The sequence below is a fragment of the Lederbergia citrea genome (genome assembly GCF_018343525.1).
Lineage (GTDB): Bacteria > Bacillota > Bacilli > Bacillales > Bacillaceae_C > Lederbergia > Lederbergia citrea.
The window spans coordinates 234,003-249,209 of record NZ_JAGYPH010000002.1; the positions used below are offsets into that span (position 1 = coordinate 234,003).

13 protein-coding genes and 1 riboswitch are annotated in these 15,207 nt (G+C 38.7%); of the genes, 12 read left to right on the plus strand and 1 reads right to left on the minus strand.

What is annotated here, in order from left to right:
- The first annotated feature begins 255 nt into the window (after positions 1-255).
- The 8 genes from KHA88_RS10345 to rbsK all read left to right on the plus strand — a co-directional run bounded on the left by KHA88_RS10345 (position 256) and on the right by rbsK (position 8,026).
- Entirely contained in the window at positions 256-1,893 is a 1,638-nt protein-coding gene (locus KHA88_RS10345; RefSeq protein WP_213121868.1) for a thiamine pyrophosphate-binding protein, read from the plus strand.
- A 171-nt stretch (positions 1,894-2,064) separates the two neighbouring features.
- Positions 2,065-3,066 carry a LacI family DNA-binding transcriptional regulator gene (locus tag KHA88_RS10350; protein WP_213121869.1) on the plus strand — a complete coding sequence of 334 codons (1,002 nt, stop codon included), beginning with the start codon at positions 2,065-2,067 and terminating at the stop codon, positions 3,064-3,066.
- A gap of 18 nt (positions 3,067-3,084) precedes the next feature.
- Positions 3,085-4,026 carry a nucleoside hydrolase gene (locus KHA88_RS10355; RefSeq protein ID WP_346729176.1) on the plus strand — a complete coding sequence of 314 codons (942 nt, stop codon included), beginning with the start codon at positions 3,085-3,087 and terminating at the stop codon, positions 4,024-4,026.
- On the plus strand, positions 4,016-4,630 hold the full coding sequence (locus tag KHA88_RS10360) for an ECF transporter S component (protein WP_213098679.1): 615 nt from the start codon (positions 4,016-4,018) through the stop codon (positions 4,628-4,630). The genes KHA88_RS10355 and KHA88_RS10360 overlap by 11 nt, the downstream gene beginning before the upstream one ends.
- Positions 4,631-4,693: 63 nt before the next feature.
- The gene (locus KHA88_RS10365; protein ID WP_213121871.1) at positions 4,694-5,461 is read left to right on the plus strand and encodes an energy-coupling factor transporter transmembrane component T family protein; all 768 of its coding nucleotides are present in this window, start codon (positions 4,694-4,696) and stop codon (positions 5,459-5,461) included.
- Complete coding sequence (locus KHA88_RS10370) at positions 5,449-6,294, plus strand: energy-coupling factor ABC transporter ATP-binding protein (protein ID WP_213098677.1); 846 nt, start codon at positions 5,449-5,451, stop codon at positions 6,292-6,294. Before KHA88_RS10365 ends, KHA88_RS10370 begins: the two co-directional genes overlap by 13 nt.
- Before the next feature lie 10 nt (positions 6,295-6,304).
- Positions 6,305-7,123: an energy-coupling factor ABC transporter ATP-binding protein gene (locus KHA88_RS10375; protein ID WP_213121872.1), complete on the plus strand. Its 819-nt coding sequence runs from the start codon at positions 6,305-6,307 to the stop codon at positions 7,121-7,123.
- 9 nt (positions 7,124-7,132) lie between these two features.
- Positions 7,133-8,026 (plus strand): ribokinase, encoded by an 894-nt coding sequence (gene rbsK, locus KHA88_RS10380; RefSeq protein WP_346729177.1) that lies wholly within the window; start codon positions 7,133-7,135, stop codon positions 8,024-8,026.
- Positions 8,027-8,071: 45 nt separating this feature from the next.
- On the opposite strand, the gene KHA88_RS10385 is transcribed toward rbsK, so the two are convergent.
- The gene (locus KHA88_RS10385; RefSeq protein ID WP_249313032.1) at positions 8,072-8,683 is read right to left on the minus strand and encodes a hypothetical protein; all 612 of its coding nucleotides are present in this window, start codon (positions 8,681-8,683) and stop codon (positions 8,072-8,074) included.
- Positions 8,684-8,940: 257 nt separating this feature from the next.
- Positions 8,941-9,042, plus strand: a riboswitch (purine riboswitch).
- A 132-nt stretch (positions 9,043-9,174) separates the two neighbouring features.
- Between KHA88_RS10385 and KHA88_RS10390 the strand changes: the two genes are divergently transcribed.
- From KHA88_RS10390 to KHA88_RS10405, 4 genes are all read left to right on the plus strand, one after another.
- Positions 9,175-10,476, plus strand: coding sequence for an NCS2 family permease (locus KHA88_RS10390; protein ID WP_213098675.1), 1,302 nt, complete (start codon positions 9,175-9,177; stop codon positions 10,474-10,476).
- A gap of 80 nt (positions 10,477-10,556) precedes the next feature.
- Complete coding sequence (gene ade / locus KHA88_RS10395; RefSeq protein WP_213121873.1) at positions 10,557-12,353, plus strand: adenine deaminase; 1,797 nt, start codon at positions 10,557-10,559, stop codon at positions 12,351-12,353.
- Between the two features lie 192 nt (positions 12,354-12,545).
- Complete coding sequence (locus KHA88_RS10400; protein WP_213107605.1) at positions 12,546-13,781, plus strand: Zn-dependent hydrolase; 1,236 nt, start codon at positions 12,546-12,548, stop codon at positions 13,779-13,781.
- 191 nt (positions 13,782-13,972) lie between these two features.
- Complete coding sequence (locus tag KHA88_RS10405; RefSeq protein WP_213107606.1) at positions 13,973-15,187, plus strand: MFS transporter; 1,215 nt, start codon at positions 13,973-13,975, stop codon at positions 15,185-15,187.
- The last annotated feature ends 20 nt before the right edge of the window (positions 15,188-15,207 follow it).

Below are 15,207 nucleotides of genomic sequence, written 5' to 3' on the forward strand. Positions count from 1 at the left end.
CGGTGAGCCTCCTCGGCGTAAACGCCTGTGGGGTCTCACCGCACGCCCCCCCCCGGAACGCGTCTGCCTGGAACGGAAATCAACGGTGGTAGGCTCTTACATTGCATGTAGATTATTTAGCTCATTCAAAACAGAATGGGCAATTCTACTAATGAAAAATGAACTATCCCCCTATTAAAAGTAGGAGGAGACAAGCTTTGTACCATCTGATTCGGTGTATGCCGAAAGTCTATCGTTAAATCAGGAGGGATTTTCTTGAAAGCCATTCGTTCAGTATTAGAATATTTAAAAGGTAATGGAGTCAAACATATTTTTGGTATTCCTGCAGGTTCGGTAAACGCGCTTTTCGATGAGCTATATGATATGCCTGAAATCACACCGATCATCACAAAACATGAAGGGGCGGCCTCCTATATGGCGGCTTCTTATGCGAAGCACTCGCAACAGATGAGTGTTTGTATAGGCTGCAGTGGTCCTGGCGGAACCAACTTGGTAACAGGGGCTGCAAACGCGATGCGAGAGCATTTACCTGTTTTATTTTTAACTGGTGCTGTACCTGTTAATACAGAAGGATTAAATGCTTCCCAAGAATTAGATGCCGAACCCATCTTTCGATCAGTGACAAAATATAGTGTTACGGTTAAAGATCCGGCCGATTTATTGAACGAGGTAGTGAAGGCAACTGAAATAGCAGTATCCGGTGTACCAGGTCCAGTACACATTGCCATGCCCATTGATATTCAACAAGAAAAGGTGGAAAATTCCGTTATTCCCGCTCCACCTAAGAGAAGCCCGCTGGTTCCTGATTCGGATAAAATAAAAAATGTTGCTGAAGAGCTGTTAAAAAGAGAAAATGGTTATGTTTTTGTTGGACAAGGGGTAAGGAATTCTGTGGACCAAGTAATAGAGTTGGCGGAATTACTAGATTGGCCAATCATCACAACCCCTCAAGCAAAAGGGTTTATTCCCGATCATCATCCTCTTCTAGCGGGAGTATTCGGATTTGCCGGGCATGAAGATGTCTCAGCGCTAATCAACGAAGGGGACGGACAAGTACTATTGATCCTAGGTTCGAGCTTAGGGGAAACAGCGACGAATAATTACAATGTAAACCTTACAAAAGATCGTTTTACTATTCAAATGGATTTTGACAAGTCAGTGTTTAATCGGAAATATGATATCGACATACCTGTTTTAGGAGATATTAATTTAAGCTTATTATTTCTTATAGAAGAGTTAAAGGCTCTCGGGCTATCGAAAAAAAGTATAAAGCCTATTGAAAAGAAGAAAGTCAGCGAGCATTCAGAGGAATTTAACACCAAAAATATCCTTTTACATTTACAAAAGCAGTTACCTTCGTCCACAAGGTATGCCATTGATATTGGTGAATTTATGTCGTACGTCATTCACCATATGAAAGTTTTAGATTCCCATACATTTGATATTAATGTTCATTTTGGTGCAATGGGAAGCGGTATTGGTTCGGCAATCGGCTCGAAACTGGCCGAGCCTGAACGGCCTGTTGTATGTATTACAGGTGATGGTTGCTTTTTCATGCATGGGATGGAAATTTTGACAGCAAAAGAATATCATTTGCCGATCTTATTTGTTGTAATGAATAATGCCCGTCTAGGAATGGTCTATCATGGTCATTCATTACAATATAAACGCTCCCATCCATCTTTTGAGCAGGAACCAATCAATATTGCGGCGATGGCCGCGGCGATGAATATCCCGAGTTACAGAATTAACGAAATGGAAGACCTTAATCCAGACGTGATTAACGACTTAACTCAATTAAATGGACCAGCTGTTTTAGAGGTAGCCTTAATAGATAACAATATTCCACCTATGGGAGATCGTGTAAAATTTCTATCGTCTTTTGGGAAGTAAAATCCTATTATTACTCTGTTCATGATAAATGGACAGAGTAATTTTTTTTATGACTAATCTATTAAATTAAAAAAAACATTGACAGTTTACTTAGTTTTCTATATTCTGAACTTACAAAGAAAGCGTTTTCGTAAAACGTTTTCTTGGCAATGAATTAGGTGGAGATTTGATGTGAAAAGATTGACGATTAAAGATATCGCAGCAAAATCAGGTGTATCTATTTCAACGGTATCCCGTGTGCTGAATCGTAAAGAGGAGGGGATGTCTCAAGAAACGAGAGAAAAAGTTTTGCAAGTGATTGAAGAATTAAACTACCAGCCGAATCTGTTTGCTAGAGGGCTGATCACAAAACAATCGAAATTACTCGGTCTCGTTGTTCCGAATATTCAAAACCCCTTCTTTCCGGAATTGTGCAGAGGGGCCGAAGATGAAGCGAATCGCCATCAATATAGCTTGATTATTTGTAATTCTGATGATAATGCCGCCAAAGAAGAGAGTTATTTACGTTTGCTTAATGAAAAACAAGTGGATGGAATTCTACTATCCAGTGGAGATAATCTTTCCGTTTTAACTGAAAAACAACTGGAATATGGAAAGACCCCCTTTGTATTAATGGACCGAGGTGGGGATTCCGGAAAATATAATAGTATTTTTGTAGACAATGAAAAGGGTGGTTATTTAGCCGGCCGACATCTGATCGAGTTAGGCCATCGGAAGGTCGCCTGTATCATTGGTTCTGAGAATTTACGAAATTCTAATGAGCGCTTAGCTGGATTTCGGCGAGCGATGATGGAAGTTGGCATGGAGCTTCCCGATGATCACATCATTAACGGAGAATTTCATATCGAACCTGCTTATAAACAGTCGAAGGAATTTCTTGAAAACAAAAATGTAACCGCTATCTTTACTTGTAATGACTTGATGGCTTGCGGAGTTTACCAAGCCGCATCAGAACTTGGGATGAAAATTCCGGACGACCTTTCAATCATCGGCTTTGATGATATACCGCTCGTTTCGGCGCTCATTCCGAAGCTGACAACGATTCGTCAAGATATTTATAACATGGGAAGAAGAGCTGCTAAAATGCTGATCGATCATATTGAAAAAGGGGAAAATGACATTGTCATTTTCGAACCCTCTATCATTGTTCGTGGAAGCACAAAAGCAATATAGATAAGGAGAGTTATTATGATGAAACTACCAATTATTATTGATACAGATCCAGGGATTGATGATGTTGTTGCCATTACAGCAGCCTTATTTTCCGAGCAACTAGATGTTCAATTAATAACAACCGTTGGCGGAAATGTAGGAATTGAAAACACAACGAGGAATGCTCTTAATCTTGTTCACTTTTTAGGAAAGGACACCCCTGTCGCACGGGGGGCAAATGAGCCACTCATGACTCAATTAGTAACGGCTGCAGAAGTTCACGGAGAAAGTGGAGTAGGCACGTATCAATTTCCAGAGCAAGCAGATGAATCCTTACTTGTAAAAGAACATGCTGTTTTAGCATTAAGAAACAAGATTTTACAATCAAGTGAACCTGTCACGCTCGTTCCAATCGGCCCACTGACAAATATAGGACTATTATTGAAAATGTATCCGGAAACAAAGGAAAATATTAAGGAAATTGTCTTAATGGGTGGAGCGGTAGAAGGCGGTAATGCGACATCAGTTGCGGAGTTCAATATTTTTGTTGATCCGCATGCGGCTAAAATTGTTTTCGACTCAAATATAAATATTGTCATGTGCGGGTTAGATATTACGAGAATCACGACCATCACAGATGAAAATATTAAGATTGTTGAGGAATACGGAAAAGTTGGAAAAATGGTTAGTGAAATGTTGAGTACGTATGGGGATTCCTCTTCAACTACGAAACTATCATCTATCCATGATTTATGCACCATCTTTTATTTAACGAGACCTGAGCTGTTTACAGTAGTGAGAAGAGCGAAGGTAGATGTAGTGACTGAAGGCCCTGCCTTTGGCTGTACAGTAGCCGAATATAGGGAAGATGGCAATGTACAGGTATGTTTAGATGCCGATGTCGAAGCATTCCGATTAGAGTTTATCACAACGTTCAAAAAAATCTTTGATGAACTAGAGGTGTTACAATATGTCGATTAAAAAAGATTTTTCACTTATGGCGATCTTACTTATGCCAGTAGCCGTTGCGATTAATATTGTCGGCGGCCAATTGATTAACTTATTGAAACTACCAGTCTATTTAGATGCGATTGGAACCATTTTAATTGCTTGTATCGCTGGACCGTGGGTTGGCGCTTTAACAGGAATTTTAAGTAATGCCATTAATGCCATTTTTGCACCGCAATTATTTCCTTATGCATTTGTAAGTATGTGTATCGCGATTGCTGTTGGATTTTTAGCTAAACGGGGAATGTTTACGACTTTTGGAAGGACAATTATTTCGGCATTAGTCGTTGTCGTCGTAGCCATTATTACGAGTTTGCCGATTACTGTTTATGTATTTGGCGGAGCTTCTGGCGGTGGAACTTCCCTTGTAACGAGCGCACTTTTAGCCATGGGAAATAATTTAATCCAAGCGGTATTAACAACGAGTTTATTATCCGAATTGGCTGACAAAATTCTCTCATGTATCATTGCTTACTTTATTATTAAAGGGATGTCAGCAAGATATTTATCGAAGTTTTCTTTAGGAGAACAATATATTAATAATAATCACTCGCAAAAAAAGAATATAAGTCTTTAAGTAACTCAAGAGGTTCTCAGGAGAGAACCTCTTGTGTAAATGTTTTGTGAAAGGAAGAGAGCTGTGGAAAAGACAAAAAAGAATTTTATTTGCTCTTTATATCCAACGACTAAATTAATCGCTTGCTTATCATTCGTTATCCTAGCATTTTTGTTGCCAACATTTGTTGAACGACTTTTTCTTTTAGCTATTATTCATATTTTAGCGATCGTTAGTGGAACTTATAAAAATTTTATAAAAATCTCTTTCTTATCGGTTGGAATATTAACGTTATTTGTTCTGTTTATCCAATCTTTATTTTATCAAGGAGAAAGCACAAGGATATTAATGGAGCTAGGAATCTTTTCCGTCAAATATGAAGGGTTCATCCATGGATTAAACTTAGCATCATCTATATTAGTGTTCGGAGGAGCAATCTTGCTCTTTTTTCAAACAACGACGATCAAAGATTTTATATACTCTTTAGAGGTAAGTGGTTTAAATTCAAAGGCATCGTATGTCATCTTGGCAACGCTGCAAATGATCCCGCAAATGCATAAAAATTCCCAAGTAATCATGAGTGCACAAAAATCTCGAGGTGTAGAAACGGAAGGAAACTTAATTGTAAGAGCAAAAGCCTTTTTACCAATTTTAGCACCATTAATCTTAAGTTCCATTGCTAATACCGAAGAAAAGGCATTAACGCTTGAAGCTAGAGGGTTTTCGGCTCCAGTTAAAAAGACACAGCTGATGATTCTTCATAAAGAAAAAAGAGATTCTGTGTTAGTTGGTTTTTTCTTAGTATTAACCGTATGTACGATCGTTTGGAGGGTGGCATCATGGGTTATATAACTTTAAGTAATGTTAGTTATTCTTATCCTACTTCAAAAGACGCAGTCATCAAGAACGCCAATTTATCATTAGAAAAGGGAAAGTTCTATGCGTTAGTCGGTAGGAACGGCAGTGGAAAAACGACTTTATGCAATCTCATTAGAGGGTTCATCCCTCATTTTTATAATGGTCAATTAACTGGAAATGTCATCGTCAATAATAAAGATATTAAGAACGAAGATTTAGGTTCATTGGCTTTGGATATCGGCTATGTTTTCCAAAACCCTTTTAACCAGATTAGTGGGATTAAAGAAACAGTTTTTGAAGAATTGGCCTATGGCCTTGAAAATTTCGGCGTTCCTAGAGATGAAATCATTAGAAGAGTAGAAGAAATCATTGATGTTGTTAATCTAGCTGAATTACAACATAAAAATCCGATGGAATTATCCGGGGGCCAGCAGCAAAGAGTAGCATTAGCTTCGATTTTGATTATGGATCCTGAAATCATTGTCATCGATGAGCCGACATCTCAACTAGATCCACAAGCGACAGAGCATGTGTTTAAAATCATCGAATTGATGAAAAACAAAGGGAAAACGATCATATTAGTCGAGCATAAAATGGATTTAATCGCAGAATATGCGGATGAAGTGATCATTATCGATCATGGTGAAATTAAAATTCATGATGTAACGGAAAAAGTATTGATTGACCCGCGCCTGCGTGAATGGGGAGTTTCTTATACAGAATATACAAAATTAGGATTGAAGCTTAAAGAAAACAAATTCAATGTAGATAAAATTCCGACGACAGTAGATGAAGCGACACAAATGATGCAAAAGTTAATAAGGTGAGGTGATACGAATGGCTTACTTACAATTAAAAGATGTAACATTTAAGTATCCGAATGGATTTTCTGCTGTAGAGAATGTATCCATGTCGTTTGAATTAGGTGAAAAAGTGGCGATCGTTGGACAAAACGGTGCCGGAAAAACAACGACTGTAAAAATGATGAACGGATTATTAAAGCCGACACTGGGAGATGTCTTGATCAACGGAGAAAGCACAAAAGGATTTACGACCGCACAAATTTCAAAAAAAGTTGGTTATGTGTTTCAAAATCCCGATGATCAAATCTTTCATAGCAATATTCTGAGTGAAATCAAATTCGGACCGAAAGTATTAGGTTTTTCTCCTGAAAAAGAAAAAGAAATGCTTGAGTTAGCGATCGGTTTAACAGAATTACATGATTATTTAGATGAGAATCCATATAATGTGCCACTATCATTGCGTAAATTTATTACGATTGCAGCCGTTATTGCCATGGATTCCGATGTGTTAATCTTTGATGAACCAACAGCAGGACAAGATTTTGATGGAGTGAAGAAATTATCGAATTTGATTGATAAGCTGATTGAAATGGGGAAAACGGTGATTACCATTACACATGATATGGAATTTGTCGTGAATAATTTTGATCGAGTGATCGTGATGGCGCATAAAAATGTGTTGGCAGATTCGGATGTTAGAGATGTTTTTTGGCAATTGGATTTATTAGAGGAAAGCATGTTAAAACAACCAAGTATTAGTCAAGTAGCCCATCGTATAAACCTTGAATCAAAGGTGTTAAATGTGGATGAAATGGTTAGTGAAATATCGAAGGTAAAAGTGAAGACAAGCTAGCGAAAGGAAGTGATTCTGCTGATCACCGTAGTAGGAAGTATGAATATGGACATCGTCGTTGAAACAAACAAACTCCCCGAAAAGGGTGAAACCATTTTGGGGAAAGAATTTAACACTTTCCCAGGTGGAAAAGGTGCCAATCAAGCAGTCGCAGCGGCTCGTCTAGGTGGAGAAGTACAAATGATTGCTTGTGTTGGGAATGATGTTTTCGGGAAGGAATTAACAGAGAACTTATCTCACGAAAATATAGATATTACTCATGTATCGATTTCTCCTGAAAAGCCTACTGGGATTGCCAATATCATTATATCGGAAAATGATAATCGGATCATCGTGATTCCAGGAGCGAATAATGATTTATCCACGGAGCATATTCAGCAATTAAAAGAAACAATTCAATTAAGTAAAGTGGTCATCGTACAATTAGAAATCTTACCTGAAACTGTTAGATCCGTATTAGAAATATGTAAGGAATTCAATGTACCGGTCGTTTTTGATCCTGCGCCCGCTCAATACTTCGATCCTACGTTCATTCCTTATATAAAATATATGACGCCAAACGAACATGAGTGTGAACAATTATTCGGATTGAATATGGAAGCAGCTTTGGAAAAATATCCGAATCAATTAATAGTGACACTGGGCAAAGATGGCGTCCGCTACTTTGACGGAAAAGAACATATAAAGATTGCCGGAATTAACACAAATGTCGTTGATACAACAGGGGCCGGAGATACATTTAACGGTGCCTTAGGATATGCTTTAAGCGAAAAATATGAACTTAAAGATGCGATTATGTTTGCAAATGCTGCGTCATCCTTATCTGTTGAAAAACTAGGAGCCCAGGCGGGAATGCCTTCGAAGGAAGATGTAGAAAAGCGTTTATCTGAAATCTATCAATGATTGCTTTCGTTACCCTGTTCAAAAAAGGAACAGGGTAACTTTGTATCATAGATGCGAATATAAATTATGAATAACTTCAACAATAGCCCCGATCGTTTGCCCCTTAAAGGCATCAGGCACGGCTTGACCAGACGGATTTTTGAAATAGAAGCTGCCTATTTTCTCTTCGTAATGATACCCAATCCTAGTTAATGACTGTTGCAAATCTTTCGGCAACTCTTCTAATCCAGTTTGCTCAGTAAAATATTTTGTTGGAAAGACCTTTACATCGATATCTCCGGATCCAGTGTGAACGACAAATAAATCTTTCTCATTGCGAATAATCCATTGACCCTTTGAAAATAAAGAAATTTTTGCCTTTTCTAATGAAGAAATCCCATCTAAATTAATCCCAAACGTTTGATTGATAATTTTGCGAATTTCTTCACCAGTTATTTTGTTACCGTAATGATTGAGGCATGAGCCTATAACCACTCTAGATGACTTTATCTTCTCTGAAGATAAAATAGATACGGCATCTAAATCAATTCCGAAAACTTGATTTACTACTCTATAAATTTCAGAAGCATCAATCTTCTTTTCAAGCGAATCAAGATATTTGTCCATGACTTCTACCTTCGACATTGCCTCAACTTGATTTTCTAACTCGATATCCAAATACCCACCCCTATTTCCTATTTATTTCAACTATTCAATAAAATAATATTAACACAACCTCACCTCATTGAGACCGATAAACCCAATCAAAAAGTATTTTCAAACGAACTACAAATCGACAAAATCCACCAAATATCGGGTGGTGACAGGCACTTTGGCTATATGCGAACATTCAATTATTACCAGATAAAATTATTCGTGTTTTTCGTTGACGATTTTAGGACTTTTATGCTATTAATATAAGAGTGGAAAAAATAATTTAATAGAAGTTCATCGAATGTATATACTTGAGAATATGGCTCAAGCGTCTCTACCAGGTAACCTTAAATTACCGGACTACATGAAGAACGATTGGAAATTGACATTTTTTGTTGATATTATTTTTATTTTTTGTTAACTGTCATTTTCTGATATGTTTGAATGTGGAACGTAACCTGGGAGCATAGTACCCGGGTTTTTTGCATTTCATTCGAACTTTAGGAGGAAAAAGGATGGATCGTTATTTTAATTTTAAGGAGTTAAATACAAACTATCGTCAAGAATCCATTGCAGGTTTAACTACTTTTCTAGCAATGGCCTACATCTTGTTTGTGAATACTTCTATCTTAAGTGCGACTGGAATGGATGAAGGTGCAGTATTTGTCGCAACTGGACTTGCATCAGCGATCGGCTGTTTAGTGATGGGGATTTGGGCTAAATACCCAGTAGCATTAGCACCAGGTATGGGTGTGAACGCGTTTTTTGCTTTTACAGTAGTACTAGGAATGGGAGTTCCTTGGCAAACTGCATTAGCAGGGACATTTATTTCAGGAGTCATCTTCTTTATCCTAACTTTAACAAAAATACGTGAAACAATTATCAACGCGATTCCCGAACAGCTTAAGCTTGCTGTAGCTGCGGGTATCGGATTATTTATCGCATTTATCGGTTTTCAAAATGCAGGGATTGTAACGGAAGCAGCTCCTGGTACAACAATCGTTGCATTAGGTAATCTTACTGCACCAACAACTTTGCTTGCTGTTTTTGGCTTGATTGTTACTGCGTTTTTTATGATCAGAGGCTTCAGAGGCGCTATTTTTTATGGAATGATTCTTACTTCCATCGCAGGAATTATTTTCAACTTAATTCCGCTGCCGACTTCAATCATATCTTCTGTTCCAAGCCTTAAGCCTACTTTCGGTGTATTGTTTAGTCATATTGGTAATCTTTTTACTCCAGAACTATTAGTAGTTATCTTTACTTTATTATTCGTTGATTTCTTCGATACAGCAGGAACGTTAGTAGCGGTTGCAAGACAAGCAGGTCTTTTAAAAGATGGGAAACTACCTAGAGCTGGAAAAGCGTTATCAGCTGACTCAGTAGCTACTATGGTCGGTGCGGTTTTAGGAACGTCTACAACAACGTCTTATATCGAGTCTTCCGCAGGGGTAGCGGCAGGTGGTAGGTCTGGTTTTACATCTGTTGTCACAGCTGGATTATTTATCGTTGCATTATTCTTTTCACCACTATTAAGCGTTGTAACACCTCAAGTAACAGCACCAGCATTAATCATTGTCGGTGTTCTTATGTGCTCATCATTAGCAGGAATTAAGTGGAGTGAATTTGAAAATGCCATCCCGGCGTTTCTAACCGTAGTAACAATGCCGTTAACATACAGTATTTCAACAGGAATTGCACTCGGATTTATCGTTTATCCGTTAATGATGATTTTTAAAGGGAAATATAAAGAAGTACATCCAATCATGTATGCATTGTTTGTAGTTTTTGTAGCCTATCTTGGGTGGGCTGTTTAAAGGAGCTGAGCTCCAGATGGGGAATGCTCAGCATAATGGGCATTCCCCATTTTTAATATGTAAAGCGGAGGTTATTATCCATGGTGACGATAAACAACAGGAAAAAGCTATATGAAGTAAGCCAGCACCTGTCAAAGGTTGCTCGAGGTGTTGAGAAAGCTGATTCGGTTATTAAAAATGGAACTTTAGTTAATGTCTTCTCTGGAGAGCTATTAGCACATATGGACGTTGCAATTAGTGAAGGAAGAATTGCCTATGTAGGGGCTTCTGCGGACCATGCCATTGGTGACCAAACCGAAATCATTCATGCGAACAATCAATACATAGTACCGGGTTTTCTAGACGCACATATGCATGTTGAAAGTACAATGCTGTCTGTGACTCAATTTGCGAAGGCAGCATTAGCAAAAGGAACAACGGGAATTTTTATGGATCCGCATGAGATTGCAAATGTCTTTGGTACTGAAGGCGTCCGTCTCATGCATGAAGAGGGACAACAGCTCCCATTAAAGGTATATACAACATTCCCATCTTGCGTTCCTGCCACAACTGACTTGGAAGATGCAGGGGCATCCTTAAGTGTTGAGGATATAAAAGCAGGATTACAGTGGGAAAATGTAGCTGGATTAGGCGAAGTTATGAATTTTCCGGGAGTAGTTTTCGGTGATCCGCTTATGTGCGGGGAAATTGAAGAAACGATGAAGGCTAATAAAGCGGTAACTGGTCACTTCCCAGCTGAAGATCCGCATATGCTCCAAGCTTATATTGCATCAGGCGTAACTTCCGATCATGAAACGGTAACGAGAGAACAAGGACTCGAGAAGGTGCGTTTAGGTATGCACCTAATGATTCGTGAAGGGTCTGCATGGCATGATGTGAAAGAAGTCATCAAGGTCGTTACAGAGGACAAAGTAAACACAGATAATATCAGTTTAGTGACTGATGATGTTTACCCGCAAACCCTCGTGGAAAAAGGCCATGTAAACCATGTAGTTCGAAGAGCCATTGAAGAAGGGGTCAATCCTGTTACAGCAATCCAGATGGCTACTATTAATGTTGCGCGTTATTATAAATTGGAACAAGACTTAGGTGCGATTGCACCGGGAAAATATGCGGATATTTTAATAATGGAAGATCTGCAAAAAGTAGAGCCTTCAACAGTCATTACAGACGGTGAAGTTGTTTTTGAAAATGGAAAGATTGAAAAACCATTCCCAACCTTTACTTATCCCGACCATGTCATAAATTCGATTAACTTGAAATCTGAGTTAACACCTGAGGACTTCTTATTAAAATCTAAAAACGATCGAACTGAGACAGAAGTTCATGTAATAAAAATTATCGAAAACAGTGCCCGTACAGAAAAAATGATGGCTACTTTAGCGGTTGAGGATGGAGTAATCCAACCAGATAATGAAAAAGATATCATTCAACTAGCTTGCATCGATCGTCATCATGCATCAGGACATATATCACTAGGATTTGCGCATGGCTTCCAGTTGAAAAAAGGAGCGGTTGCTTCGACGGTTGCCCATGATAGTCATAATTTAATTGTGATGGGTACGAATCCGGAAGATATGGCATTTGCAGCGAATGAACTTGCAAAAGTCGGTGGAGGGATGATTGTCGTTGAAGATCAGAAAGTTCTGGCTTTAGTAAAAATGCCAATAGCCGGTCTTATGTCAGATCAGCCTTTAGAAACAGTGGTAGAAGAGGTACAGCAGCTTGAGAAAGCATGGAAAGAAATTGGCTGTCCAATCAATGCACCGTTTATGACATTTTCTTTAATCGCATTACCGGTTATTCCAGAAATCCGTATTTCTAATCGGGGAATTGTCGATGTTACCGAATTTAAATTGATGGAAACAGAGATTTAATCATATAGGGCGCCAATGGCGTCCTATTTGTATTTACAAAGTATCCAAAAAACGATTTAATGATTTGATGTTTTGTCCAATGACAAACATGATTAATAGTTTATAATTATAATATTAGGAAATTTCTTTACTTATCAATAATGATTAAGAAAACATATCTATTTTAAGTTATTTAAAAAGGAGTGTTTGATTTTGCAGAAACAAAAATTATTGATAAACGGAGTAAGGTTAAAGGATGAACTTGAGAAATTTGCAAACTTTGGCCGTACAGAAAATAATGGTGTAACTCGGTTGTCATTATCAGAAGAAGATCGTTTAGTCAGAGCTTATTTTCGTACTTGTTGTGAAGAATTAGGTCTGGTAGTCAAAATTGATGATATGGGTTGTATGTATGCGACGCTTGAAGGGACAGAAAATAAACCTCCGATTGTCATAGGATCTCATCTGGATACGGTAAAAAAAGGTGGCCGGTTTGATGGAGTGCTAGGAGTAGTGGCAGGTTTAGAAGTGGTTAGAACTTTGGTAGAGAATAAGATTAAACCGCAAATTCCAATCACGCTTGTTAATTTTACAAATGAAGAGGGTGCTAGATTTGAACCTTCTATGATGGCATCAGGGGTGATTTCAGGTAAGTTTGAGAAAACCGCCATGTTAAATAAAGTAGATTCAGATGGTATCACATTTGAGCAAGCATTAAATTCCAGTGGATATGCAGGTGCAAGTGAGAATCGTCTAAAAGAAGCTTCAGCTTTTTTAGAATTGCATATAGAACAAGGACCCATTCTTGAAAAGGAGTCACTCTCTATTGGTGTTGTTGAATGTGTAGTAGGGATGGTGTGCTATGAAATTGAAATCATAGGGGAATCCGATCACGCGGGCACAACCCCAATGGATATGAGAAAAGATGCTCTTTTTGCAGCTAATAATTTGATAACAGAGATTCGCAAAAGGCTTGGTGCTTTAGATAGTGAATTAGTATACACTGTTGGCAGAATGAACGCTTTTCCAAATATCCACACAGTGATTCCGAATAAGGTTGTTTTTTCCCTAGAATCACGGCACAAAAATCCAGAAATCATCGCCCAAGTAGAAGAGATTATACAAGGACTTCCAAGCCTATCTTCATTAAACGAGGGCTGTGAAGTTAAGACAACAAAATTATGGGACCGTGATACGGTTTGGTTTGAACCCGAGATTTGTAATTTGCTAGAACAATCAGCAGAGTCATTGGGATATTCAAATAAAAGAATGGTGAGCGGTGCGGGACATGACGCTCAATTTGTGGCTAGTTTTATTCCTTCTGCGATGGTATTTGTTCCTAGCCTCAACGGGAAAAGTCATTGTGAAGAAGAACGAACCACTTGGGAAGATTGCGAAAAAGGGGTAAACGTATTATTGGACACTGTTCTAACAATGCTGTCTAAATAAGTGCAAGAGATAAATAAAATGATCAGGGCTGTCCGAACGAGGATAGCCCTTTTCCTATTCATAGTATGTATAGAAGAAGGGAAATATGGAATTATAAAAACATCAAATTAGCTCTTGTCACATAATCACCATGGGTGTATAGTTATGTGTAAATGAATAGGTCAACATATGTCAAGACAAGGGGATTAATAATGAAAACTACAACAAAAGAACAACCTTCCATTTCACGCAATAAATTGCTAGGTATAGCTGGGACTGGGTGGGCATTCGATGCCATGGATGTCGGAATCCTTTCTTTTGTCATCGCAGCACTTGCGGTTGACTGGAATTTGTCACCTGGCCAAATGGGATGGATTGGGAGCATCAATTCAATCGGAATGGTAGTCGGTGCATTCGTTTTTGGTATTCTTGCCGATAAGCTTGGTCGCAAAAATGTATTCATGTTAACGTTAGTCTTATTTTCGATTGCAAGTGGGTTGTCGGCACTTACGACGACTTTGGCTGCATTTATGGTTTTGCGTTTCTTCGTCGGTGCGGGACTTGGCGGGGAACTCCCTGTTGCATCGACATTAGTTTCTGAAAGTGTAGATGCAAAGGAGCGTGGGCGTGTTGTTGTGCTTTTGGAAAGTTTCTGGGCACTGGGTTGGCTTATCGCTGCTGTCATCGCATATTTTATCATTCCTTCCTTCGGTTGGAGGGTCGCACTTATTATAACTGCATTACCCGCATTTTATGCCATTTACTTGCGCAGGAATCTCCCAGACTCACCGCAATATTCAGCAAAGAAAAACTTGACCCAATCGATTGGACAAAATATCCGTGATGTTTGGTCAAAAAAATACGCAAAAGCTACTATCATGTTATGGATTGTCTGGTTTATGGTTGTATTTTCGTATTACGGCATGTTTCTTTGGCTGCCAAGTGTGATGGTTATGAAAGGTTTTAGTCTCATTAAGAGTTTTGAATATGTACTAATCATGACGCTTGCACAGCTACCAGGTTACTTTACAGCGGCATGGATTATTGAAAGAGCGGGACGGAAATTTGTGTTAGCTACGTACATGCTTGGTACAGCCGCCAGTGCATTAATCTTTGGGAATGCTGACACAACCATGGTGCTGCTCATCTCCGGAATATTTCTTTCATTTTTCAACTTAGGAGCGTGGGGCGCATTATATGCCTATACACCGGAGCAATACCCGACAATCATCCGCGCAACTGGGGCGGGTATGGCTGCAGCTGCCGGTCGTGTTGGTGGAGTATTGGGACCGCTATTAGTTGGCTCCCTTGTCGCAGCAAAATACGACATCGGCTACGTTTTCGGGATATTCTGTATTGCAATAGTGATTGGTGTCCTCGCAGTATTGTTCTTAGGAAAAGAGACGAAGCAACTCGAATTGGAATAAATATTTACCGTATGTAAACA